The following is a 22,396-nucleotide window of genomic DNA, read 5'->3' on the forward strand; positions in this document are numbered from 1 at the left end:
TGCCAGGGGTGGTCGGAGGTTGTTCGGGAGTTGTTCGAGGCTTGTGAAGGCGGCGTCCACGCGGCTTCGTCGACGCCGTTGACGGGGTGGAAACCCGCCCCGAGAGTGGTAAACGCACGCGAGGGGGACAGACGCGGCGGATCGGGGGGTCTGCATGGGTGCGGGGACGGGTGCGGGGAGCGTAGGACGAACGCCGTACAGGAGGGGTACGCCGTGGGGAGACGCCCTGTTGACCGCGGTCGCCGCGGTGAGCTGGGCGTTGATCGGGATGGCGGGGGTCGCGGCGCTCGGGCTGCATCTCCTCCAGGCCGATTCCGCCGGATCGCTCGGGCCGATGACCGCGGCCGTGGTGGCGCTCGGGGCGGGTGGGTCGGTGTCGCCCTCGGGGGACATGTCCGCGTTCGGGATGACGGGGGCGGAGGCCGCCGGGGCCATCGAAATCACGCCACTCGGGGTGGGGCTGGTCGGTGCGCTCCTTCTGTCCTGGTTCTTCCTGCGGTCCCTGCGGACGGCCGGAGTCGTCGTCCCGCTGCCCGAACTCCTCGTGCGGGCCGGGGCGGTGGCCGCGTTGTTCGTCGCCATGCTCGGGGGGCTCGCCTGGGCGGGACACGATGTGATCACGATCGACGGGGGGTCGCTCGGCGGGGGGTCCGGCACGCTGGAGCTGCCCGGGGTGGGGGATCTCGGAGGGCTGCTGCCCGATCGGGTCGGGGATCTCGTGGAGGCGAAGGCCGCGGTCGGGTTCACCGTCGACACGGGGGCCACGCTGCTCGGCGGGTTCCTCTGGTGCGCGGGCGTTCTGCTGCTGTCCCTCCTCTCCTCCCGGCGTACGCCCCTTCCGCTGCGCTGGGGGTTCGTCCACCGCGTCGTACGGCCCGCCGTGTCCGCCGTCGTGTCCGTGCTGCTCGTCGCCGTCGCGGCGGGGTGGGCCGCCGCCGTGTTCGCGTCCCTCCGGGACGATCATCCGGGGCGGATCTACGGCTCGGCGCTCCTCGGTGCGCCCAACGGGGTGTGGGTCGGGGTCGACGTCGGGTTGTTCGTGCCGCATGACGGGCGGGCGAGCGGGATCCTCACGTACGTCCTGCCGGACCCGCTGGACCGGTTGCTCGCGGCCGGGGATCCGCAGTCCGTCACACTTCCCCGGCTCGCCGAACTCGACGGGCGCGTCTGGCTGTTGGGGGTCGCCGCCGTCCTGATGATGCTGCTGGCGGGCGTGTTCGCGGCTGTCCGTACGCCCGTGGAGGGCGGGGGGCGGCGGTTCGTCGCGGGGTGCGCCGTGCGGTTGGGGGTCGTCACGGGGGTGGCGTTGGCGTTGCTCGCCCGGGTGACGGTGGTTTCCGTGGACGCGGGGTTGTCCGTGCTGGGGTTCGACGCGGTGGGGGCGGGGCTGGTGCTGCGGGGGGACGTGGTGGTCGCCGGGTTGGCGGGCGCGGGATGGGGGTTCGCGGCCGGGGCTGCGGGGGCGGCACTGGCCTGGGTGAGCGGGGCCGCGGGGAAGGGGGCTTCGCGGTCTGCGGTGGGGGGTGGGGGGTCTGGTGAAGGCGGCGGGGCTGGTGAAGGCGGCGGGGGCAGCGGGCCTTATACGCCTCGGCCGTCGTACCGGGCGCCCAACGCCGAGACGAATCCTTATCTGCGGAAGCCGGAAGGGTGAGGGGCGGGTCGGTGCGGCTGCGGTGGTGGTTCGGGTGCGGGTGGGGGGTGGCTGAGGTGGGGGCGTTGTCGCTCGCCCGCGCTTGCGGGGTGCCGCTGCGCCCACCCGTGCCGCCCCTAGCGGCACGACTGCCCGCAGCTACGGCAGGGGGGGTGGAGCGAGTGCGGGACGGTGGGGGGCACGGCTGGGCGCAGCTACGGCGAAGGGGGCGGAGCAGTGCGGGGCGGTGGGAGTGCGGCGCGACTACCCGCAGTTGGGCAAAGGGGGGGTGAAGCTAGTGCGGGGCGGCCGGGCGCAGGTGGGGCGAAGAGCGTGAAGCGGGGGCGGGGCGACTGGGCGCGGCTGGGCGAAGGGAGTGGATCGGGGGCGGGTCGGGGTGGCTGCGGTGCAGGTGGGTGATGTGTTGTTGTCTTGGGTTCGTCATGTTTCCGTTGGCCAGTGTTTTCCGTCCGGCTGTTGGACCTGGGCGGCGCGGGGGGCGAGGGGGCGGTTACGGTGTAGGGACCATGAGCGATACGCAGACGCAGGCTCCGGCCTCGGACGTTCCTACTCTTCTTGTCAAGATCTTCGGCAAGGACCGGCCCGGGATCACGGCCGGGTTGTTCGACACGCTGGCCGCTTACGCCGTCGATGTCGTTGACATCGAGCAGGTGGTGACCCGGGGGCGGATGGTGCTGTGTGCGCTGGTGACCGAGCCGCCTCGGGGGCTTGAGGGGGAGCTGCGGTCGACCGTGCACAGCTGGGCCGAGTCGATGAAGATGCAGGCGGAGATCATCTCCGGCCTCGGTGACAACCGGCCGCGTGGACTCGGGCGCTCGCTCGTGACCGTGCTCGGGCATCCGTTGACCGCCGAGGCGACGGCCGCTGTCGCCGCGCGGATCACGAAGGCCGGCGGCAACATCGACCGTATCTTCCGGCTCGCCAAGTACCCGGTGACGGCGGTGGAGTTCGCGGTGTCCGGCGTCGAGACGGAACCGCTGCGGACCGCGCTGGTGACGGACGCGGCGGCGCTCGGCGTCGACATCGCGGTCGTCGCGGCGGGCCTGCACCGGCGGGCCCAGCGGCTGATCGTCATGGACGTCGACTCGACGCTGATCCAGGACGAGGTGATCGAGCTCTTCGCGGCGCACGCCGGGTGCGAGGAGCAGGTCGCGGAGGTCACGGCCGCGGCGATGCGGGGCGAGCTGGACTTCGAGCAGTCGCTGCACGCGCGCGTGGAGCTGCTCGCGGGGCTCGACGCGTCGGTGGTGGACAAGGTCCGCGAGGAGGTGCGGCTCACGCCGGGCGCGCGGACCCTCATTCGTACGCTGAAGCGGCTCGGGTATCAGGTCGGGGTCGTATCCGGCGGGTTCACGCAGGTCACCGACGACCTCAAGGAGCGGCTCGGGCTGGACTTCGCGCAGGCGAACACGCTGGAGATCGTCGACGGGAAGCTGACCGGGCGGGTCACCGGGGAGATCGTCGACCGGGCCGGGAAGGCGCGGCTGCTGCGGCGGTTCGCGGCGGAGGCGGGCGTACCGCTCGCGCAGACCGTCGCCATCGGGGACGGCGCGAACGACCTCGACATGCTGAACGCGGCGGGTCTCGGCGTCGCGTTCAACGCGAAGCCGGTCGTCCGGGAGGCCGCGCACACCGCCGTCAACGTGCCGTTCCTCGACACGGTGCTGTATCTGCTGGGGGTTACGCGGGAAGAGGTCGAGGCGGCCGACACGCACGACGAGGACTGAGCTTCGTACGAGGGCCCGGCGCCGCCATGAGCGGTGCCGGGCCCTGTGGTGTCACGCGTGCGGGGACCAGAAGTCGGCAAGCCTGCCCACGCCGTGTTCCACGGACTTCCAGGAGCCGTCGAAGGTGAGCAGGGCGTAGGCGCCGGTCGGATAGCCGGTGCGGTTCATCCGCGCGAGCAGGTCGCCCTCGCTGTCTCCGGCGAGCGCGTCCGCGAGGGCGTGGATGCCCGGGTTGTGGCCGATGAGGATGAGGGTGCGCACCTCGTCCGAGACCTCGTTGAGCAGGGCGATCAGTTCGCCGAGGGACGCCTCGTACACCCGCTCCTCGTACACCGTCCTCGGGCGCTCGGGGAGTTCCTGGACCGCCAGTTTCCAGGTCTCGCGGGTGCGGGTCGCGGTGGAGCACAGAGCCAGGTCGAAGCTGAGTCCCGTCTGCGCCAGTTTCCGGCCGACGAGAGGGGCGTCCTTGCGGCCTCGCTCGGCGAGCGGCCTCTCGTGGTCGTCTCCGTCGTTCCAGTCGGCTTTCGCGTGGCGGAGGAGGACGATCGTGCGGGGTTCTTCAACGCTCATGCCGTCCAGCTTCGCACGAAACAGGCCACCGGGCTCGGCTAGTTGACAGGCGGGACCGGTGGGGGTGAGGGGGTTCGGGAAGTGTTCGGCCGCCGGGTGGGCGGCGGTGCGTCCTAGCTCGTCATCAGCCGCTGGAGGTGTTCCAGCAGCTGCGTCAAGGTGGGGTGCGTGGCCGCCGCCTGCGCGTCCGACGGGTTGAGGACCAGGCTGAACAGGACGAGGAACGCGAGGATCGGCAGGGCCAGGGCCCACCAGGGGATACGGATGTCCGCGCCGCCCGTGGTCGCCGGGTGGGGGCGGGTGTGGGGACGGGCCGGCATGGTTCCTCCGCAGCGCTTCGAGTGGTCCCGCGGCCGTCTCCCACGGCCACGACTCGAAGGTACGCGGCGCGCAAGGGGCGGCCCATCCGGACTTCCACCCACTTCACCCTGACCCTCACCCCCTAGGGGACGGGGGGTTAACCCCACCCCCCGGCGCCGCTGGGGCGGATGGTTCAGGGCGAGGCGATCGTGGCGATGACGGCGATCACGATGAAGATGGCGAGGAACGAGCCGAAGACGATGAGCATCTTCCGCTGGCCGTTCTGCGGATTCGGGTCGAGCAGAGGCATACGGCCAGTTTCGCACCCGGTACGAGGGGGGTGGGGGGCGGGGTGGTGAAGGGGCCGGAGCGGAGGCGGGGCGGGGATCGAAGGTGGAGCGGCGAGGAAGGCCGTGCCGGTCCTGCCGGTCTCGCCGGTCCCGCTCGTCAGGCGGTCAGTTCCTCCTCCACCGTCCGTCCGCGGCCCGCCAGGACGCCCACCGCGGTCTGGGGGACCAGGAGGAGGGCCATGAGGGTCAGGGGGACGTCCCAGTCGCCGGTGGCCTGGTAGAGGACGCCGATGAGGAGGGGGCCGGGGATGGAGATCAGGTAGCCGACGCCCTGGGCGAACCCGGAGAGCTGGGCCACGCCCGCGCCCGTGCGGGCCCGCATGCCGACCATCGTGAGGGCGAGGGGGAAGGCGCAGTTGGCGACCCCGAGGAGCAGGGCCCAGGCCCAGGCGCCGGCGGCGGGAGCGACGTACAGGCCGGTGTACCCCGCGAGGCCGCAGGCACCGAGCGCGACGACGATCGGCCCTTGGTGAGGGAGCCGGGTGGCCAGCCGGGGAATGACGAAGGCCAGGGGCACGCCGAGCACCATGGTGACGGCGAGGAGCAGCCCCGCGGTGCCCGCGGAGACCCCGGCGTCCCGGAAGATCTGCGGCATCCAGCCCATCGTCACGTACGCGCCGGTGGCCTGGAGCCCGAAGAACACGGCGAGGGCCCAGGCGGTACGGCTCCGGGTGATCCGCAGGGAGGCGGGCCGGGACGGGCGCGCGCTCGCGGGGAGTCGCGGCGGGGCCACGCGCTGCGCGCGTGCCGGCGCGTTGTCCGCGGGGCGGGCCTCGGCGTGCGCCCCGGCGCGGGTCCCGGCGTGGCTCGCCTCGGCCTCTCGGGCCGAGCCCGGCGTGTTCTCCCCCGCGCGGGCTGCGGCATCACACGCGCCCGCCTGCCGGTGCTCTGCCGTCGGGTCGGCTCCCGAGGCTGCTGCGGCCTCGTGTGTCCCTGCGGCAGCGCCGTCCCCGGGGCGGGTCCCGGCGTGGCTCGCCTCGGCTGTCGGGGCGGCTCCCGAAGCTGCTGCGGCCTTGCGTGTCCCTCCGGTCGGCCCGCCCCCTCGGCCCCGCCTCCGCCCGCTCGCCCGCGCCGGTTCGCCTGTCCCCGCGTCCGTACCGGCCCGTGCCCTCCGTGTCCCCCTCCCGAACAGCGCCCACGGCACCACCGCCACCCCCGCGAGCCCGGCCCACACCGCGAGGCCGGTTCGCCAGCCCTCCCCCAGTGTGTCCGTCAGTGGCACGGTGGCCGCGGCTGCCGCGGCTGTGCCGAGGGCCAGGCCCATGGAGTACAGGCCCGTCATGGGGCCCACGCGGTCCGGGAAGTGGCGTTTGACGATGACCGGCATGAGGACGTTGCCGACGGCGATGCCCGTGAGGGCGAGGGCGCTGGCGGTGAGGAAGCCGGGGACTCCGCCCAGGTAGGGGCGGAGGGCGAGGCCGGTGGTGAGGGCGATCAGGCCCGCGCCGACGACCCGGGTGGCGCCGAAGCGGCCCGCCAGGCGCGGGGCGGCGATGCCGAGGACCGCGAAGCAGAGAGGCGGCAGGGACGTGAGGAGTCCGGCGACGCCGCCGCTCATGCCCAGGCCGGCGCGGACGTCTTCGAGGAGCGCGCCGAGGCTGGTGATGGCGGGGCGGAGGTTGACGGCGGTGAGGACGATCGCGAGGACGAGGAGCCGTTTCGCCCGGGCGGGCGTGCGCGGGCCGGGTTCCGGTGCGGCCGGTGCGGCCGGTGCCGGGGGCGTGGGGGGTGCCGGGGCCGTCGTACGCCGTGTCGTCTTGCTCGCCATGCACCCATCATAGAATCATAGGATGATTCGCTGTCCAGCCGTGGCCGGTCGGGCCACCTCGTCCACCCCGCCCCTCCCGTGCGAAGGTGTCCCATGGCCCTGACGCACCCCCACCGCTCCGCCCTCTCCGAACAGGTCATCGCGGCGCTGCGCCAGCAGATCACCTCCGGCGAGTGGGCCGTCGGCTCCCGTATCCCCACCGAACCCGAGCTGGTCGAGCAGCTGGGCGTGGCCCGCAACACCGTCCGCGAGGCGGTCCGCGCGCTCGCGCACAACGGCCTGCTCGACATCCGGCAGGGTTCGGGGACGTACGTCGCCGCGACGAGCGAACTCGCCGGCGTCATGCAGCGCCGCTTCGCCGGCGCCGACCCCCGGCACATCGCCGAGCTGCGCGCGGCCCTGGAGTCCAGCGCGGCGCGGCTGGCCGCGGAGCGCCGTACGGACAAGGACCTGCGTCAGCTGGACGCGCTGCTGGCGCGGCGGGAGGAGGCATGGGCGTCCGGGGAGCGGGAGGCGTTCGTGGCGGCGGACGCGACGCTGCACCTGGCGGTGGTGGCGGCGTCCCACAACGACGCGATGACCGCGCTGTACGCCGATCTCGGCGAGGTGCTGCGGGACTTCCTGCGCGACGACGTGGGCCCGGAGCTGTCGCCGGGGTCGTACGTGGAACACGCGCGGCTGATCGAGGCGATCCGCGCGGGGGACGCGCAGGGGGCGGCGGCGGAGGCGGCGGGGCACGCGTTCGGGTGCCGGTTCGGGACGGTCACCCCCGCTGGTGGCTGACCCACACCGTACGGATCTCCTTCCAGCACCGGCCGGTCAGCCGTACGGTCCTGGCCGGGCCCGCGTCGACGGCGGCCGTGTCCGTGTCGATGTCCCACCAGCGCGCGCACTCCACGTGCAGGCGGACGCGGTCCGTGTCGGGGTAGGGGTTGTGGCACCAGGCGACGGCGCGGGAACCCTCCACGCCGGTACGGCACTCGGCGCCGAACGGCTGCGCGGACGGCTCCCGTTCAGGCTCGCGCGCGCGGGGCAGCGCTTCGTACGGCAGGCAGAGCAGCAGGGCGACGGCGGCTATCGCAGGGGTGACGCTGCGGGACAGGCGCACAAGGGAACCTCCTGGGAGAGACGTACTCCTACAGGCGTGCCTCCAGCCTGTCCCTCGACCGCCGCGGGGGCCCGGTCTGGAGGGCCGAACGGGTGAGGGCCCGCACCCGGGAGACAGCTCCCGGAGACGGACCCTCGGTGAAACCGGAGCCGAGCGGGCACCGGCCAGGGGCGAAGCCCGGCCTCAGTCCACGCCCGGCCTCAGCGGCAGCGTCACGCACCGATCGCGTGCAGCCCGCCGTCCACGTGGATGATCTCGCCCGTCGTCTTCGGGAACCAGTCGCTGAGCAGCGCGACGATGCCCTTGCCGGCCGGCTCGGGGTCCTTGAGGTCCCACTCCAGCGGGGAGCGGTGGTCCCAGACGGCGGCCAGGTCGCTGAAGCCGGGGATCGACTTCGCGGCCATGGAGCCGATCGGGCCGGCGGAGATGAGGTTGCAGCGGATGTTCTGCTTGCCGAGGTCGCGGGCGATGTAGCGGCTGGTCGCTTCGAGGGCGGCCTTGGCGGGGCCCATCCAGTCGTACTGCGGCCAGGCGTACTGCGCGTCGAAGGTGAGGCCGACGACGGAGCCGCCGCTCTGCATCAGCGGCAGGCAGGCCATGGTGAGCGACTTGAGGGAGTACGCCGAGACGTGCATGGCGGTGGCCACGGACTCGAACGGCGTGTTGAGGAAGTTTCCGCCGAGCGCGTCCTGCGGCGCGAAGCCGATGGAGTGGACGACGCCGTCGAGGCCGCCGAGCTCCTCGCCGACGACGTCGGCCAGCCGGCCCAGGTGCTCGTCGTTGGTGACGTCCAGCTCGATGACCTTGGTGGGCTTGGGCAGCTTCTTCGCGATGCGCTCGGTGAGCGTCGGGCGCGGGAACGCCGTGAGGATGATCTCGGCGCCCTGCTCCTGGGCCAGCTTCGCGGCGTGGAAGGCGATGGAGGACTCCATCAGCACGCCGGTGATCAGGACGCGCTTGCCGTCGAGGATTCCGCTCATGGTGATCAGTGACCCATTCCCAGTCCGCCGTCAACGGGGATGACGGCTCCAGTGATGTACGAGGCTTCGTCGGAGGCGAGGAACCGCACCGTCGCGGCGATCTCCTCCGGCTGCGCGTACCGGCCGAGCGGCACCTGGGACACGATGGCGGCGCGCTGCTCGTCGGTGAGGACCTTGGTCATGTCGGTGTCGACGAAACCGGGGGCCACGACGTTGAAGGTGAGGTTGCGGGAGCCCAGCTCGCGGGCGAGGGAGCGGGCGAAGCCGACGAGGCCGGCCTTGGAGGCGGCGTAGTTGGCCTGGCCGGGGCCGCCGTACATGCCGACGACCGAGGAGATCAGGACGACGCGGCCCTTCTTGGCGCGCAGCATGCCGCGGTTGGCGCGCTTGACGACCCGGAAGGTGCCCGTGAGGTTCGTGTCGACGACCGACGTGAAGTCGTCCTCGGACATGCGCATCAGGAGCTGGTCCTTGGTGATGCCGGCGTTGGCGACGAGCACCTCGACGTTGCCGTGCTGCTCCTCGATCTCCTTGTACGCCTGCTCGACCTGCTCGGGGTCGGTGATGTCGCACTTGACCGCGAGGCAGCCCAGTTTGGTGAGGGCCTCCGGAGGCTCACCCGAGCGGTACGTGATCGCGACCTTGTCGCCGGCGTCGGCGAATGCGCGGGCGATGGCGAGGCCGATGCCCCGGTTGCCTCCGGTGACGAGAACCGAGCGGCTCAACGGATCACCCTTTCGATAGGGGTCTGACACATCCGCCCGGCCGTTGGACCGACAGGCGGCTTCCCCGAAAACCTATCCGCCCACCCCCTTTCGCGGACATTCGGGCACCGACAGTGGGTCATGAACCTGGCTGTGGGGTTCCTACAGTCGGCGCCGGGGTCCGGACAGGGGCGGGATTTCGGGGGAACGGGCGTGGTGGGACATGATTCACTGCCTGCGACGGTCATCACAGGCGAGCGCCCCGAAGGGATCCCACCCGTGCCCCATGAGATCGATCCATCGTTTCTGGCCCTCCCGCTACGGGCCCTCGCGGATGCCGCGCTCGCGCGGGCGCGGGCGTTGGGGGCCGAGCACGCCGACTTCCGGTTCGAGCGGGTGCGCAGTGCGGCGTGGCGGCTGAGGGACGGGCGGCCGGCGGGGTCGTCGGACTCCACGGATCTCGGGTATGCCGTGCGGGTCGTGCACGGCGGGACGTGGGGGTTCGCCTCCGGCGTGGATCTGAGCATGGACGCCGCCGCGAAGGTCGCCTCGCAGGCCGTCGCCATGGCCAAGCTGTCCGCGCAGGTCATCCGGGCCGCCGGGTCCGATGAGCGGGTGGAGCTGGCGGCCGAGCCCGTGCACGCCGAGAAGACGTGGGTGTCGGCGTACGAGACCGACCCGTTCTCCGTGCCGGACGAGGAGAAGACGGGGCTGCTCGGGGAGTGGAGCGGACGGCTGCTCGCGGCGGACGGGGTCGACCACGTCGACGCCTCGCTGCTGACCGTCCACGAGAACAAGTTCTACGCGGACACGGCGGGCACGGTGACGACGCAGCAGCGCGTCCGGCTGCACCCGCAGCTCACGGCCGTCTCCGTCGACGAGTCCAGCGGCGAGTTCGACTCGATGCGCACCCTCGCCCCGCCGGCCGGCCGGGGCTGGGAGTACCTCACCGGCACCGGCTGGGACTGGGACGCCGAACTCGCCGAGATGCCCTCGCTCCTCGCGGAGAAGATGCGCGCGCCGAGCGTCGAGGCGGGCCTGTACGACCTCGTCGTCGACCCCTCCAACCTGTGGCTGACGATCCACGAGTCCATCGGCCACGCCACCGAACTCGACCGCGCGCTCGGCTACGAGGCCGCGTACGCCGGGACCTCCTTCGCGACCTTCGACCAGCTCGGCAAGTTGCGGTACGGCTCCGAGCTGATGAACGTCACCGGCGACCGCACGGCCGAGCACGGGCTCGCGACGATCGGGTACGACGACGAGGGTGTCGCGGGCCAGTCCTGGGACCTGGTCCGCAAGGGCACGCTCGTCGGGTACCAGCTCGACCGGCGCATCGCGAAGCTGACGGGGCTCGGGCGGTCCAACGGGTGCGCGTACGCGGACTCGCCGGGCCATGTCCCCGTCCAGCGCATGGCGAACGTGTCGCTGGCCCCCGACCCGGCCGGCATGTCCACGGAGGACCTCATCGGGGGCGTCGAGCGCGGCATCTACGTCGTCGGCGACCGCTCCTGGTCCATCGACATGCAGCGCTACAACTTCCAGTTCACCGGCCAGCGCTTCTTCCGCATCGAGAACGGCCGCCTCGCCGGCCAGCTGCGGGACGTCGCGTACCAGGCGACGACCACGGACTTCTGGGGGTCGATGACGGCGGTCGGCGGGCCCCAGACGTACGTGCTCGGCGGCGCCTTCAACTGCGGCAAGGCCCAGCCCGGGCAGGTCGCGGCGGTGTCGCACGGCTGTCCGTCCGCGCTCTTCAAGGGCGTCAACATTTTGAACACCACTCAGGAGGCCGGGCGATGAGTGCCGCCGTCAGCAAGCCGCACGAGATCGTCGAGCGGGCCCTGGAGCTGTCCCGTGCGGACGGGTGTGTCGTCGTCGCGGACGAGCAGTCGTCGGCGAACCTGCGCTGGGCGGGCAACGCCCTGACGACGAACGGCGTCACGCGCGGGCGGACGCTGACCGTCATCGCGACCGTGGACGGCGCGGAGGGCACCGCGTCGGGCGTGGTGACGCGGGCCGCCGTCACGAGCGACGAGCTGGAGTCCCTCGTCCGGGCCGCCGAGGACGCGGCGCGCGCCGCCGGGCCCGCCGAGGACGCGCAGCCGCTGGTGTCGGGCACGCCGCTCTCGCCGGAGTTCACGGAGGCGCCCGCCGAGACGTCGTCCGCCGTGTTCGCGGACTTCGCGCCCGCGCTGGGCGAGGCGTTCGCCCGCGCGCGGGCGGGCGGGCGCGAACTGTACGGGTTCGCCCACCACGAGCTGGTCTCCACCTACCTCGGCACCTCGACGGGGCTCAGGCTCCGGCACGACCAGCCCAACGGCACGCTGGAGCTGAACGCCAAGTCGCCCGACCGTACGCGCTCCGCGTGGGCCGGGCGCTCCACGCGGGACTTCAAGGACGTCGACCCGGCCGCGCTCGACGCGGAGCTGGCCGTACGCCTGGGCTGGGCCCAGCGGCGTATCGAGCTGCCCGCCGGGCGGTACGAGACGCTGCTGCCGCCGACCGCCGTCGCCGACCTGCTGATCTACCAGATGTGGTCGCAGTCGGGGCGGGACGCGACCGAGGGGCGGACGGTGTTCTCGAAGCCGGGCGGCGGTACGCGGCTCGGTGAGCGGCTGACCGAGCTGCCGCTGTCGCTGCGCAGCGACCCGCACGAGCCGGGGCTCGAATCCGCGCCGTTCGTCATCGCGCACTCCTCCGGCGGCGACACGTCCGTCTTCGACAACGGGCTGCCCGTGCGGGCGACCGAGTGGGTCGGGAACGGCGAGCTGAAGAACCTGGTCACCACCCGGCACAGCGCCGCGCTCACCGGGCTGCCGGTCGCTCCCGGCGGGGACAACCTCATCCTCGACGGCGGTGGCTCGCAGACCCTGGACGAGATGGTCGCGGCGACCGGGCGGGGGCTGCTGCTGACGTGCCTCTGGTACATCCGCGAGGTCGACCCGGCGACGCTGCTGCTCACCGGGCTCACCCGGGACGGCGTGTACCTCGTCGAGGACGGCGAGGTCGTCGGGGAGGTCAACAACTTCCGGTTCAACGAGTCGCCGGTCGACCTGCTGGGGCGGGCCGTCGAGGCGGGGCGTACGGAGAAGACGCTGCCGCGGGAGTGGAGCGACTGGTTCACGCGGGCGGCGATGCCGGCGCTGCGGGTGCCGGATTTCAATATGAGCTCTGTCAGTCAGGGCGTATAACCTCGTAGGCGGTGGCCGGTCGGCCGCCTGCGTGATCTTCATCTGTGTGATCTAGGAGACAAGAGAACCGTGACGGACATCGTCGACGAGCTGAAGTGGCGCGGGCTGGTCGCCCTCTCCACTGACGAGGACGCATTGCGCAAGGCGTTCGCGGACGGTCCCGTCACGTTCTATTGCGGCTTCGACCCGACCGCGCCCAGCCTGCACCTCGGCAACCTCGTGCAGATCCTGACGATGCGGCGGATCCAGCAGGCGGGCAACCGTCCGCTCGGCCTGGTCGGCGGGGCGACGGGCCTGATCGGCGACCCGAAGCCGACGGCGGAGCGCACGCTGAACGCGCCGGAGGTCGTGGCCGGCTGGGTGGAGCGGCTGCGCGGGCAGATCGAGCGGTTCCTCGACTTCGAGGGGCCCCACGCCGCGCGGATGGTCAACAACCTGGACTGGACCCAGGGCATGTCGGCCATCGAGTTCCTGCGGGACGTCGGCAAGTACTTCCGGGTCAACAAGATGATCGCCAAGGAGGCCGTCTCCCGGCGGCTCAACTCCGACGCGGGCATCAGCTACACGGAGTTCAGCTACCAGATCCTCCAGGGCATGGACTTCCTGGAGCTGTACCGCCGCTACGGCTGCACGCTCCAGACCGGCGGCAGCGACCAGTGGGGCAACCTCACGTCGGGCACGGACCTGATCCACCGGGTCGAGCCGCAGGCCGAGGTGCACGCGCTGGGGACGCCGCTGATCACCAAGGCGGACGGCACGAAGTTCGGCAAGACCGAGTCCGGGACGGTCTGGCTCGACGCGGAGATGACGACGCCGTACGCGTTCTACCAGTTCTGGCTGAACGCGGACGACCGGGACGTCTCCAAGTTCCTGCGCATCTTCAGCTTCCGTTCCCGTGAGGAGATCGAGGAGCTGGAGCGGCAGACCGAGGAGCGTCCGCAGGCGCGGGCCGCTCAGCGGGCGCTCGCCGAGGAGCTGACGACGCTGGTGCACGGCGCGGACCAGATGGAGGCCGCGGTCGCCGCGTCCAAGGCGTTGTTCGGGCAGGGCGAGCTGACGGAGCTGGACGACAAGACCCTGGCCGCGTCGCTCTCCGAGCTGCCGCACGTCAAGGTCGCCGAACTCGGGCTCGTCGTGGACCTGTTCGCGGAGGTCGGGCTGGTCGCCAGCAAGTCCGCTGCGCGGCGGGCCGTCAAGGAAGGCGGGGCCTACGTGAACAACGTGAAGGTCACTTCCGAAGACGCGGTGCCGGCCAAGGAGGATCTGCTGCATGGGCGGTGGCTCGTGCTGCGGCGAGGGAAGAAGAGTCTTGCCGCTGTGGAAGTGACGAGCGCCTAGACGCCGTTCGGGGCGCGGAGAGCTTTGCGGCTGCCGGTTCGTTGTGGCTGGTTGCGCCCACGCGGCGGTAGCCGCAAATCGACACAGCCCCGCGCCCCTTGGGGCGTCAGCGGCCCCCTGCGTTCTCAGTTCACGTGCGCTGCTTGTTCCTGCCCAGCGTCGCCGAGTACGCCATGTCGCCCAGGAAGACGATCACGACCGCCGCGATCAGCTGGAACGCGTGGCGGCCCCAGTCGATGCCGCGGGTCGCGTCGATGCCGACGGCCCGGGCGAGGGCGTTGCCGACGATCGCGCCGAGGATGCCGAAGATGGTGGTCAGCCAGAGAGGGCTGTGCTGCTTGCCCGGGATGATCGCCTTCGCGAGCAGGCCCAGCACGAACCCTACGATGATCGCCCACAACCAGCCCATGGCTGCCTCCTTGTACGGATCGACGTGAGCAGTGCCCCCAGTGTCGGTCCGGTCGCGCTACGCCGCATGTCGAGGCGGGCGTACACGGCTGGGCGCAGGAGGATCGCCCGGCCGGGAGGCGCCCCGGGCTCGAAGGCTGCGCAGGCGCGGCGTAACGTGGGCAGGGCCCGGGGCCGGTTCCGTGCCCGGGGGGAGTCGCAGTCGGGCGGACGGTGGAATGTGATGCGGAAGCAGGGTGCCGCGGGGAACGGCCAGGTGTTCCGGATCACCGGGGCACGGCAGGGCCTGGCGGACGACGTGCGGCAGAGGCAGCGGCGGTACATCATCTCGATGTCCGTGCGGACGGTGTCGGTGGTGCTCGCGGCGCTGTTGTGGAACGTGGAGCGGCATGTCGCGATGGTCGCGCTGGCCCTCGGGATCCTGCTGCCGTACATCGCGGTCGTGATCGCGAACGCGGGGCGGGAGAACGCGCCGGGGCTGCCGTCGACGTTCGTGCCCTCGCCGGGGCGGGCGCGGCTGGCGGGGCCGCGCGTTGCGGAGCGTGCACCGGAATCGCCGGCGCCGTCTTCCGCGGGTGACGCGAGGCCGGGCACTACCGGTCGGTAACAGTGAACGCACTGTCCGTCGGGTGTGGACAAGGCTCAAGAAAAGCTCAGATCAATCATGTTGTTCCGGTCCCGTGCGAGCGCCTTGCCGTGACATACTTCCTAGGCGCTCCGCATCCCCCGTCGGAGCGACGGACCGACGCCGGGCAGCTCCCCCCGTGGCTGCTCGGCGTCGCCTTTTGTACGGGTCTGTGAGACGGCGCTGTGACTGACGAAACCCCCATCTGCTCCGCCAAGGGCTGCCGCGACGCCGCTGTGTGGGTGCTGGCCTGGAACAACCCGAAGATCCATACGCCGGAGCGGCGCAAGACGTGGCTCGCGTGCGAGGAGCACCGCGAGCATCTGTCGCAGTTCCTGGGGGTGCGGGGGTTCCTGAAGGACATCGTCAAGTTCGAGGACTGGGAAGCTCCCGACGGAGCCTGACCAGCCCTGGCGTCGGCTCTGGCGTCCCTGGCGTTGGCTTTGGCGTCGACCTTGGGGTCAGCCGCCGATCGCCGACATCGGCCGCTCCGGCTGCACGAACGAGGGGTCGTCCAGCCCCGCGCCCGCCTTCTTCCCGTACATCGCGACGCGCCAGATCCTCGCCAGTTCCTCGTCGGACGCGCCCTCGCGCAGGGCCGCGCGCAGGTCGGTCTCCTCGCGGGCGAACAGGCAGGTGCGGATCTGGCCGTCGGCGGTGAGGCGGGTGCGGTCGCAGGCGGCGCAGAAGGGGCGGGTGACCGAGGCGATGACGCCGACCTTGTAGGGGCCGCCGTCCACCAGCCAGCGTTCGGCGGGGGCCGAGCCCCGTTCGCCCTGGGTCTCGGGGGTGAGGTCGAAGCGGGTGCGCAGGGACGTGAGGATGTCGCCCGCGGTGACCATGCCGTCGCGCTTCCAGCCGTGCTGCGCGTCCAGCGGCATCTGCTCGATGAAGCGGAGTTCGTAGGCGTGCTCGATGGCCCAGGCGAGGAGGTCGGGGGCCTCGTCCTCGTTGAAGCCCGGCATCAGGACGGCGTTGACCTTGACGGGGGTGAGGCCCGCCTCGCTCGCGGCGGTCAGGCCGGCCAGGACGTCCTGGTGGCGGTCGCGGCGGGTGAGGGTCTTGAAGACGTCGGGGCGGAGGGTGTCCAGCGAGACGTTGACCCGGTCGAGGCCGGCCGCCTTGAGGGCGGTGGCGGTGCGCCGCAGCCCGATGCCGTTGGTCGTGAGGGACATCTGGGGGCGCGGGGCGAGGGCGGCGACGCGCTCGACGATGCCGACGAGGCCGGGGCGCAGGAGGGGTTCGCCGCCGGTGAAGCGGACCTCCTCGATGCCGAGGAGGCGCACGGCGACGCCGACGAGGCGGACGATCTCGTCGTCCGTGAGGAGGTCGGGTTTCGCGAGCCATTGCAGGCCCTCTTCGGGCATGCAGTACGTGCACCGCAGGTTGCAGCGGTCCGTCAGGGAGATCCTGAGGTCGGTCGCCTTGCGGCCGTAGGTGTCGATGAGCATCCTGGTCCCCTCCCCCGCCGTCTGTCCCGGAATTGCCTTTCCGTTACCCGCGAGCCTACGTGACACCACTGACAATGATCGAGTGCCCGCGGCCCCGGACGTACGAAGGGCCGCGCCGCCGGAGGGGGTGCGGCACGGCCCTTCGGGTCACGGGCGGTGGCGTCAGTGCGCGCCGGTGCCCGTGAGGGAGCGGACCTCCAGCTCGGCGTACTTCTTCGCGTCGGGCTCCTCCTTCGAGAGGTAGGTGCCGACGATGCCGAGGAGGAAGCCGACCGGGATCGAGATGATGCCGGGGTTCTCCAGCGGGAACCAGTGGAAGTCGACGTCCGGGAACATCGACGTGGCCTTGCCGGAGACGACCGGCGAGAACAGCACCAGGCCGACGGCGCTGACGAGGCCGCCGTAGATCGACCAGAGGGCGCCCGTGGTCGTGAAGCGCTTCCAGAAGAGGCTGTAGAGGATGGTCGGCAGGTTGGCGGAGGCGGCGACCGCGAAGGCGAGGGCGACGAGGCCCGCGACGTTCAGGTCACGGGCGAGGGCGCCCAGCAGGATCGATACCGCGCCGATACCGACGGTGGCCCAGCGGGCGGCGCGGATCTCGTCCTTCTCGCTGGCCTTGCCCTTCTTGATGACGTTGGCGTAGATGTCGTGCGCGAAGGACGACGAGGACGCCAGGGTGAGGCCGGCGACCACCGCGAGGATCGTCGCGAAGGCGACGGCGGAGATCGACGCGAGCAAAATGGCGCCCCAGTTGGAGTCGACGCCGCCCAGATGGAGGGCGAGGAGTGGCGCGGCCGTGTTGCCCGCCTTGTTGGACGCGGTGATCTCGGCGTTGCTGATCAGGGCCGCGGCGCCGAAGCCGAGGGCGAGGGTCATCAGATAGAAGGCGCCGATGAGGCCGATGGCCCACAGGACGGACTTCCGGGCGGCCTGCGCGGTGGGCACCGTGTAGAAGCGGATCAGGATGTGCGGGAGCCCGGCGGTGCCGAGCACCAGGGCGATGCCCAGCGAGATGAAGTCGAGCTTGGTGGTGCCGGTGAGGCCGTACTTGAGGCCCGGCTCCAGGAAGGCGGCGCCCTTGCCGCTGTTGTCGGCGGCGGTGCCGAGCAGGTCGGAGATGTTGAAGTCGAACTTGAGCATCACGAGGAAGGTCAGCAGCAGGGCGCCCGCCATGAGGAGGACGGCCTTGACCATCTGGACCCAGGTGGTGCCCTTCATGCCGCCGATGGTGACGTAGACGATCATCAGGACGCCGACCAGCGCGACGATGGCGATCTTCCCGGCGTCGCTGGTGATGCCGAGGAGCAGCGAGACGAGGACGCCCGCACCGGCCATCTGCGCGAGCAGGTAGAAGATCGACACGACGATGGTGGAGGTACCGGCGGCCGTGCGGACCGGGCGCTGGCGCATCCGGTAGGCGAGGACGTCGCCCATCGTGTAGCGGCCGGAGTTGCGCAGGGGTTCGGCGACCAGCAGGAGGGCGACGAGCCAGGCGACCAGGAAGCCGATGGAGTAGAGGAAACCGTCGTATCCGAACAGGGCGATGGCGCCCGCGATGCCGAGGAAGGAGGCGGCGGACATGTAGTCGCCGGCGACGGCGAGGCCGTTCTGGAAGCCGGTGAACTGGCGTCCGCCCGCGTAGAAGTCGGAGGCGTTCTTGGTCTGCCGGCCCGCCCAGACGGTGATGACCAGGGTGGCGGCGACGAACACCGAGAACAGGCTGATGATCAGCGTGCGGTGCTCGCTCGCCGCGCCAGTGGCCGCAAGAGTGGTCAGGGCGCTCATTCGGCGTTCTCCATACGGGTCTTGATGGCCTCGGCCTTGGGGTCGAACTTGGCGGCGGCGGTGCGCGCGTACCACCAGGCGATGAGGAACGTGGTGAGGAACTGGGCGAGGCCGAGGACGAGGGCGACGTTGATGTTGCCGACGACGGTGGTGCCCATGAAATCGCCCGCGTAGTTGGAGAGCAGGACGTACAGCAGGTACCAGGCGATGAAGCCGACCGTCAGCGGGAAGGCGAACGAGCGGTAGGAGCGGCGCAGTTCACCGAATTCCGCGCTCTCCTGGACCGCTTCGAACTCCTCGGCCGAGGGGCGCTGGGCTGGGATCTTCGAAGGGGGCGGTGTCTCGGTGGCCACGGAGTCTCCTCGCGTTGCGAAGGTCGGATCTAACGGACGTACAGGCATATATGTACAGGCATACGACGGAAGCTCGATCGGCCTCGGGCTTCCTGCCCAAGGTCACGGCGCCGCGTTGAGGCCGGTTCAACTCGTTCGGGTTGTTTCGAAAGTTGACGTTCGGGGGATTCGGGGTGCCCGGAATCCGGAACGCGATCTCCGGAAGTCATTGCCGCGCACCGGTCGGGCGGATAGCTTCGGGACGTACCACTGGTCATGTACCTGCCCGGTCGCGAACCTCGCGCCCGGTGCCTCGCCGTACCCGGATGATGTGGAGACCCCATGGCTCATCTGCCTTCCAGACGCCGTCTCGCCCTCGCGGCCCCCCTCGTGCTGTCGCTCACCGCGTCCCTCGGCTTCCTGCCGACGGCGGCTTCCGCGGCGCCCGTCGCACCGGCCGGCGCTTCCGTCGCCGCCGAGGCCGGGACGCTGACGTACGTCGTCAACACGAAGGTGGACCACCGCACGATCGCGTCGGTGAAGAAGGCGGTCACGGCGGCGGGAGGGACCGTCGTGATCGCGTACGAGAAGATCGGCGTGATCGTCGCGCACTCCGCCAACCCGGTGTTCGCCGCCGAGATACGCGAGGCCCGGGGCGTGCAGTCCGCGGGCGCGACGCGTACGGCGCCGCTCACGCCGGCCGGCACGACCGACGAGGGCGCGGTCCAGAAGCTGACGCGGGCCCAGGCCGCACAGCTCGCCGCCGACGCCACCGCCGGTCAGGAGCCGATGGAGGCCGACCAGTGGGACCTGCGCGCGATCGGCGCGGACAAGGCCGCCGAGATCAACCCCGGCAGCAAGAAGGTCACCGTCGCCGTCATCGACACGGGCGTCGACGACACGCACCCCGACCTCGCCCCCAACTTCTCCCCCGCGCAGTCCGCGAGCTGCGTCGGCGGGGTCGCCGACACCACGCCGGGCGCCTGGCGGCCGGCCGACCCCAGCCACTACCACGGCACGCACGTCGCCGGTGAGATCGCCGCCGCCCGCAACGGCATCGGCGTCGCCGGGGTCGCGCCGGGCGTCAAGGTCTCCGGGATCCGCGTCTCGCAGGGCCCGGGCCAGTTCTTCTACCCCGAGGCCGTCGTCTGCGCGTTCGTCTTCGCCGCCGACCACGGCGTGGAGATCACGAACAACAGCTACTACGTCGACCCGTACCTCTACAACTGCCTCGACGACCCCGACCAGAAGGCCGTCGTCGACGCGGTGAACCGGGCCCAGTCGTACGCCCAGCGCAAGGGCACCCTGAGCATCGCCTCCGCCGGGAACTCCAACCACGACCTCGACTCCGACGCGATCGAGGACACCACCAGCCCGAACGACACGACGCCGGTGACCCGCACGATCGACCCGCACCGGTGCTTCGACGTCCCGGCGCAGCTCCCGGGCCTGGTCACGGTCAGCGCGACCGGCGTCAAGTCCACCAAGTCGTACTACTCGACGTACGGCTACGGCCAGGTCGACGTCGCGGCGCCCGGCGGCGACCGGTACCAGATCCCGGACACCCCGTCCCAGAACGGCCGCATCCTCTCGACGCTGCCGGGCAACACGTACGGCTACCTCCAGGGCACGTCGATGGCCGCGCCGCACGCCGCGGGCGTCGCCGCGCTCCTGAAGTCCACCCACCCGTGGGCGTCCCCGGCCCAGCTCACGGCCCTGTTGAAGATCCAGGCCGACAAGCAGTCCTGCCCGACCGAGCCGTACGACGGCAACGGCGACGGCATCGTCGACGCGACCTGCGTCGGCGGCAAGTACTACAACGGCTTCTACGGCTCCGGCGTCGTCAACGCCCTGAAGGCCGTCAAGAAGTAGCCCCGCCCGGGGCCGCCCTTTTGGTCTGTGGCACGCCCGCCCCGCGCGGGCGTGCCGGTGGCGGGGCGCATCATGGTTGACATGATCGATACGGCGGTGGCGTGGGACGCGCTGGGCGGTGATCCGGCGCTGGCGGCCGGAGTTTCGGTGACCGCGCGGGACGGGGTGCTGCCGTCCCGGCTGCCCGTACGGGAACTCGCCCGGGCCTGTGTCGCGGTGTGCTCGCTGGCCGCCGCCGAGCTCAGCGCCCGGCGGGCCGGGGCGACCGAGGTGCCCGGGGTGCGGGTGGACGACGGGGCCGTGGCAGCCGCGTTCGTGAGCGAACGCCATCTGCTGGTCGGGGGGCGTGCTCCGGTGACGTTCGCGCCGTTGTCGCGGTTCTGGCGGACCGGGGACGGGTGGGTGCGCACCCACGCGAACTATCCCCATCACCGGGAGCGGTTGCTCCGAGGGCTCGGGGTGCCCTCGGGTGAGCCCGACACCGTCGCCGCCGCCCTCGCCGAGCGGTCGGCCGTCGAGGTGGAGGAGGCGGTGTACGGGGCGGGGGGACTCGCGGTGGCGTTGCGCACGCGCGCGGAGTGGGAGAGACACCCGCAGGCGGTGGCGGTGGGGAGGCGGCCGTTGGTGGAGTGGGAGCGGTTGGGGGAGGCGGGGGTGTATGCGCGCGGGGAGAAGTGGGCCGGGGGTGGGAGTGGCGCGCACGCGCGCGAGGCGGTGGGTGGGCAGGCGAAGGCGCACGCGCGACGTCGTCCGGTGGTGCTTCCCGCCGCCGGTCTGCGTGTCCTGGACCTCACCCGGGTCATCGCCGGTCCCGTCGCCACGCGGACGCTCGCCCTGCTCGGGGCGGACGTGCTGCGGGTGGACGCGCCGCAGCTCGCGGAGTTGCCGGACCAGCATGCGGACACGGGGTTCGGGAAGCGGTCGGCGCTGGTGGATCTGGCCGCCGACCGGGAGGTGTTCGAGGGGTTGCTGGCGTCGGCGGACGTCGTCGTCACGGGGTACCGGCCCGGCGCGCTGGACCGTTTCGGCCTCTCCCCCGAGGCGCTCGCCGAGCGGCGTCCCGGGGTGATCGTCGCGCAGCTGTCGGCGTGGGGTGCGTACGGGCCGTGGAGCGGGCGGCGGGGGTTCGACAGCCTGGTGCAGGCCGCGTCGGGGATCGCGGACACCGAGGGTGACGGAGAGCGGCCCGGCGCACTGCCGGCGCAGGCGCTGGACCACGGGACGGGGTACCTGCTGGCCGCCGGGGTCCTGCGGGCGGTGACCGAACGGGACTACGGGGACGGGTACGGGAGGGTACTGCGGCTGGCGCTGGCGCGGACGGCACGGTGGCTGACGGAGGGGGGCGATGGGGCGGGGGGCGGCTCCGGGGGTGGTCCTGGTCCCGGGGTGGGGCAGGGCATCGGGGACGGCCCTGCTCACGAGGCGGGCCGCGGCACCGAGGACGACCCTGGTACGGGGGCGGAGCACAACTCCGGGGGCAGTCCTGGTCCTGGGGCAGGCCATGGCACCGGGGGCGGTACTGCTCCCAGAGCGGGGCACGGCACCGAGGACAGCCCTGGTCCCGGGGCGGGCCACAGCACCGGAGACGGCCCTGCTCCCGGGGACGGCCAAGGCTCTGGGGGCGGCCCTGGTGCGGAGCCCTGGCTCGCCGAACGGGACAGCCCGCTCGGGCGGTTGCGGTACGCGCGCTCGCCGGTGGAGTTCGAGGGCGGGCCGGTGGACTGGGAGAGGCCGCCGGGGCGGTGGGGCGCGGACGAGGCGCGGTGGGTCTGAACCCGGCGGGGCGTGCCGGAGCCAGCACCGGGTGACGAACCGCCGTCGCCGCTGTACGGGACACGGCACGAGGTAACGAGCCGCCGTCGGCGCTGCGCGGGACACGGCACGGCGTGACGAACCGCCAACGCCGGGCACGGGGTGACGAACCGCCGTCGGCACTGTTCGGGACACGGCACGAGGTAACGAGCCGCCGTCGCCGCTGTGCGGGACGCGGGCAGCGGTGCCGAGGAGGGGAGCGCGGGCCGTCTCATCGCCGTGGGCCCCCAACCCGATTGCCCCGCCGCTGAGTTGCCCTGTCCCCTCGTCCCTCTCTCCGAAGGGGCGCGGGAGCCGCGGGAGCGGGGTGTTCCCGTCGTCGGCGTCCGCCTGCCGCCGCGAGCAGCCCCCGGCTCCGGTCACGCCCCGCCGGGCCGCCCGGTCCTCGGCCGGAAAAACCGGTGGCCCCGCCTTTCCCCAC

Annotated in this window: 21 protein-coding genes; 10 read left to right on the forward strand and 11 right to left on the reverse strand. The window is 72.0% G+C overall.

All coding sequences use genetic code 11. The features are described 5' to 3' along the window. The first annotated feature begins 154 nt into the window (after window positions 1–154). Together PV682_RS26200 and serB are read left to right on the forward strand one after the other, a co-directional pair. Complete coding sequence (locus PV682_RS26200; RefSeq protein ID WP_319733983.1) at window positions 155–1,651, forward strand: streptophobe family protein; 1,497 nt, start codon at window positions 155–157, stop codon at window positions 1,649–1,651. A 506-nt stretch (window positions 1,652–2,157) separates the two neighbouring features. Continuing rightward, the gene (gene serB / locus PV682_RS26205; protein WP_319733985.1) at window positions 2,158–3,378 is read left to right on the forward strand and encodes a phosphoserine phosphatase SerB; all 1,221 of its coding nucleotides are present in this window, start codon (window positions 2,158–2,160) and stop codon (window positions 3,376–3,378) included. Between the two features lie 51 nt (window positions 3,379–3,429). Here serB and PV682_RS26210 read toward each other — a convergent pair whose 3' ends face one another. From PV682_RS26210 to PV682_RS26225, 4 genes are all read right to left on the reverse strand, one after another. After that, window positions 3,430–3,948, reverse strand: coding sequence for a SixA phosphatase family protein (locus PV682_RS26210; protein ID WP_319733986.1), 519 nt, complete (start codon window positions 3,946–3,948; stop codon window positions 3,430–3,432). Window positions 3,949–4,061: 113 nt separating this feature from the next. Beyond that, window positions 4,062–4,268: a hypothetical protein gene (locus PV682_RS26215; RefSeq protein WP_319733988.1), complete on the reverse strand. Its 207-nt coding sequence runs from the start codon at window positions 4,266–4,268 to the stop codon at window positions 4,062–4,064. 173 nt (window positions 4,269–4,441) lie between these two features. Next, complete coding sequence (locus PV682_RS26220) at window positions 4,442–4,558, reverse strand: SGM_5486 family transporter-associated protein (RefSeq protein ID WP_109362969.1); 117 nt, start codon at window positions 4,556–4,558, stop codon at window positions 4,442–4,444. A 137-nt stretch (window positions 4,559–4,695) separates the two neighbouring features. Further along, window positions 4,696–6,366, reverse strand: coding sequence for a CynX/NimT family MFS transporter (locus tag PV682_RS26225; protein ID WP_319733991.1), 1,671 nt, complete (start codon window positions 6,364–6,366; stop codon window positions 4,696–4,698). A gap of 93 nt (window positions 6,367–6,459) precedes the next feature. On the opposite strand from PV682_RS26225, the gene PV682_RS26230 reads away from it, so the two are divergent. After that, window positions 6,460–7,149 (forward strand): FadR/GntR family transcriptional regulator, encoded by a 690-nt coding sequence (locus PV682_RS26230; RefSeq protein ID WP_319733994.1) that lies wholly within the window; start codon window positions 6,460–6,462, stop codon window positions 7,147–7,149. On the opposite strand, the gene PV682_RS26235 is transcribed toward PV682_RS26230, so the two are convergent. The 3 genes from PV682_RS26235 to fabG form a co-directional block, all read right to left on the reverse strand. Beyond that, window positions 7,130–7,474, reverse strand: a complete 345-nt coding sequence (locus tag PV682_RS26235) for a hypothetical protein (protein ID WP_319733996.1) — start codon at window positions 7,472–7,474, stop codon at window positions 7,130–7,132. The genes PV682_RS26230 and PV682_RS26235 overlap by 20 nt on opposite strands. A 212-nt stretch (window positions 7,475–7,686) precedes the next feature. Further along, entirely contained in the window at window positions 7,687–8,454 is a 768-nt protein-coding gene (fabI, locus tag PV682_RS26240) for an enoyl-ACP reductase FabI (RefSeq protein WP_055722719.1), read from the reverse strand. Between the two features lie 5 nt (window positions 8,455–8,459). Next, window positions 8,460–9,179: a 3-oxoacyl-[acyl-carrier-protein] reductase gene (gene fabG, locus PV682_RS26245; protein WP_319733999.1), complete on the reverse strand. Its 720-nt coding sequence runs from the start codon at window positions 9,177–9,179 to the stop codon at window positions 8,460–8,462. Window positions 9,180–9,437: 258 nt separating this feature from the next. On the opposite strand from fabG, the gene PV682_RS26250 reads away from it, so the two are divergent. The 3 genes from PV682_RS26250 to tyrS all read left to right on the forward strand — a co-directional run bounded on the left by PV682_RS26250 (window position 9,438) and on the right by tyrS (window position 13,690). Continuing rightward, window positions 9,438–10,961 carry a TldD/PmbA family protein gene (locus tag PV682_RS26250; RefSeq protein WP_319734001.1) on the forward strand — a complete coding sequence of 508 codons (1,524 nt, stop codon included), beginning with the start codon at window positions 9,438–9,440 and terminating at the stop codon, window positions 10,959–10,961. Beyond that, entirely contained in the window at window positions 10,958–12,352 is a 1,395-nt protein-coding gene (locus PV682_RS26255; protein WP_319734003.1) for a metallopeptidase TldD-related protein, read from the forward strand. Before PV682_RS26250 ends, PV682_RS26255 begins: the two co-directional genes overlap by 4 nt. 69 nt (window positions 12,353–12,421) lie before the next feature. Continuing rightward, window positions 12,422–13,690: a tyrosine--tRNA ligase gene (gene tyrS, locus PV682_RS26260; RefSeq protein WP_319734005.1), complete on the forward strand. Its 1,269-nt coding sequence runs from the start codon at window positions 12,422–12,424 to the stop codon at window positions 13,688–13,690. Between the two features lie 130 nt (window positions 13,691–13,820). Here tyrS and PV682_RS26265 read toward each other — a convergent pair whose 3' ends face one another. Beyond that, a complete protein-coding gene (locus PV682_RS26265) occupies window positions 13,821–14,099 on the reverse strand; it encodes a GlsB/YeaQ/YmgE family stress response membrane protein (protein WP_319734007.1) in 279 nt (92 codons plus the stop codon). A gap of 222 nt (window positions 14,100–14,321) precedes the next feature. Between PV682_RS26265 and PV682_RS26270 the strand changes: the two genes are divergently transcribed. Both PV682_RS26270 and PV682_RS26275 read left to right on the forward strand, forming a co-directional pair. Continuing rightward, on the forward strand, window positions 14,322–14,705 hold the full coding sequence (locus tag PV682_RS26270; protein WP_319734009.1) for a DUF3099 domain-containing protein: 384 nt from the start codon (window positions 14,322–14,324) through the stop codon (window positions 14,703–14,705). Between the two features lie 203 nt (window positions 14,706–14,908). Further along, window positions 14,909–15,127 carry a hypothetical protein gene (locus PV682_RS26275; RefSeq protein ID WP_319734010.1) on the forward strand — a complete coding sequence of 73 codons (219 nt, stop codon included), beginning with the start codon at window positions 14,909–14,911 and terminating at the stop codon, window positions 15,125–15,127. 57 nt (window positions 15,128–15,184) lie between these two features. Here the strand turns inward: PV682_RS26275 and moaA are convergent, their stop codons facing one another. The 3 genes from moaA to PV682_RS26290 all read right to left on the reverse strand — a co-directional run bounded on the left by moaA (window position 15,185) and on the right by PV682_RS26290 (window position 18,312). Further along, entirely contained in the window at window positions 15,185–16,174 is a 990-nt protein-coding gene (gene moaA, locus PV682_RS26280) for a GTP 3',8-cyclase MoaA (RefSeq protein ID WP_319734012.1), read from the reverse strand. 162 nt (window positions 16,175–16,336) lie between these two features. Continuing rightward, the gene (locus PV682_RS26285; protein WP_319734013.1) at window positions 16,337–17,959 is read right to left on the reverse strand and encodes a solute symporter family protein; all 1,623 of its coding nucleotides are present in this window, start codon (window positions 17,957–17,959) and stop codon (window positions 16,337–16,339) included. Then, a complete protein-coding gene (locus tag PV682_RS26290) occupies window positions 17,956–18,312 on the reverse strand; it encodes a DUF485 domain-containing protein (RefSeq protein ID WP_010355616.1) in 357 nt (118 codons plus the stop codon). Before PV682_RS26290 ends, PV682_RS26285 begins: the two co-directional genes overlap by 4 nt. 321 nt (window positions 18,313–18,633) lie before the next feature. Here PV682_RS26290 and PV682_RS26295 point away from each other — a divergent pair, with 321 nt between their 5' ends. Further along, window positions 18,634–20,163, forward strand: a complete 1,530-nt coding sequence (locus tag PV682_RS26295; protein WP_319734016.1) for a S8 family serine peptidase — start codon at window positions 18,634–18,636, stop codon at window positions 20,161–20,163. An 81-nt stretch (window positions 20,164–20,244) separates the two neighbouring features. Further along, the gene (locus tag PV682_RS26300) at window positions 20,245–21,936 is read left to right on the forward strand and encodes a CoA transferase (protein WP_319734018.1); all 1,692 of its coding nucleotides are present in this window, start codon (window positions 20,245–20,247) and stop codon (window positions 21,934–21,936) included. The last annotated feature ends 460 nt before the right edge of the window (window positions 21,937–22,396 follow it).

Origin of the sequence: Streptomyces niveiscabiei, assembly GCF_033794345.1 — a bacterium.
Taxonomy (GTDB): domain Bacteria; phylum Actinomycetota; class Actinomycetes; order Streptomycetales; family Streptomycetaceae; genus Streptomyces; species Streptomyces niveiscabiei.

Coding starts and splice junctions, on each gene's coding strand:
- PV682_RS26255 (WP_319734003.1), top strand. CDS start 10,958: ATGAGTGCCGCCGTCAGCAAGCCGCACGAGATCGTCGAGCGGGCCCTG.
- PV682_RS26215 (WP_319733988.1), bottom strand. CDS start 4,268: ATGCCGGCCCGTCCCCACACCCGCCCCCACCCGGCGACCACGGGCGGC.
- PV682_RS26210 (WP_319733986.1), bottom strand. CDS start 3,948: ATGAGCGTTGAAGAACCCCGCACGATCGTCCTCCTCCGCCACGCGAAA.
- serB (WP_319733985.1), top strand. CDS start 2,158: ATGAGCGATACGCAGACGCAGGCTCCGGCCTCGGACGTTCCTACTCTT.
- PV682_RS26270 (WP_319734009.1), top strand. CDS start 14,322: ATGCGGAAGCAGGGTGCCGCGGGGAACGGCCAGGTGTTCCGGATCACC.
- PV682_RS26300 (WP_319734018.1), top strand. CDS start 20,245: ATGATCGATACGGCGGTGGCGTGGGACGCGCTGGGCGGTGATCCGGCG.
- PV682_RS26220 (WP_109362969.1), bottom strand. CDS start 4,558: ATGCCTCTGCTCGACCCGAATCCGCAGAACGGCCAGCGGAAGATGCTC.
- PV682_RS26285 (WP_319734013.1), bottom strand. CDS start 17,959: ATGAGCGCCCTGACCACTCTTGCGGCCACTGGCGCGGCGAGCGAGCAC.
- PV682_RS26265 (WP_319734007.1), bottom strand. CDS start 14,099: ATGGGCTGGTTGTGGGCGATCATCGTAGGGTTCGTGCTGGGCCTGCTC.
- PV682_RS26230 (WP_319733994.1), top strand. CDS start 6,460: ATGGCCCTGACGCACCCCCACCGCTCCGCCCTCTCCGAACAGGTCATC.
- moaA (WP_319734012.1), bottom strand. CDS start 16,174: ATGCTCATCGACACCTACGGCCGCAAGGCGACCGACCTCAGGATCTCC.
- PV682_RS26295 (WP_319734016.1), top strand. CDS start 18,634: ATGGCTCATCTGCCTTCCAGACGCCGTCTCGCCCTCGCGGCCCCCCTC.
- fabI (WP_055722719.1), bottom strand. CDS start 8,454: ATGAGCGGAATCCTCGACGGCAAGCGCGTCCTGATCACCGGCGTGCTG.
- PV682_RS26200 (WP_319733983.1), top strand. CDS start 155: ATGGGTGCGGGGACGGGTGCGGGGAGCGTAGGACGAACGCCGTACAGG.
- PV682_RS26225 (WP_319733991.1), bottom strand. CDS start 6,366: ATGGCGAGCAAGACGACACGGCGTACGACGGCCCCGGCACCCCCCACG.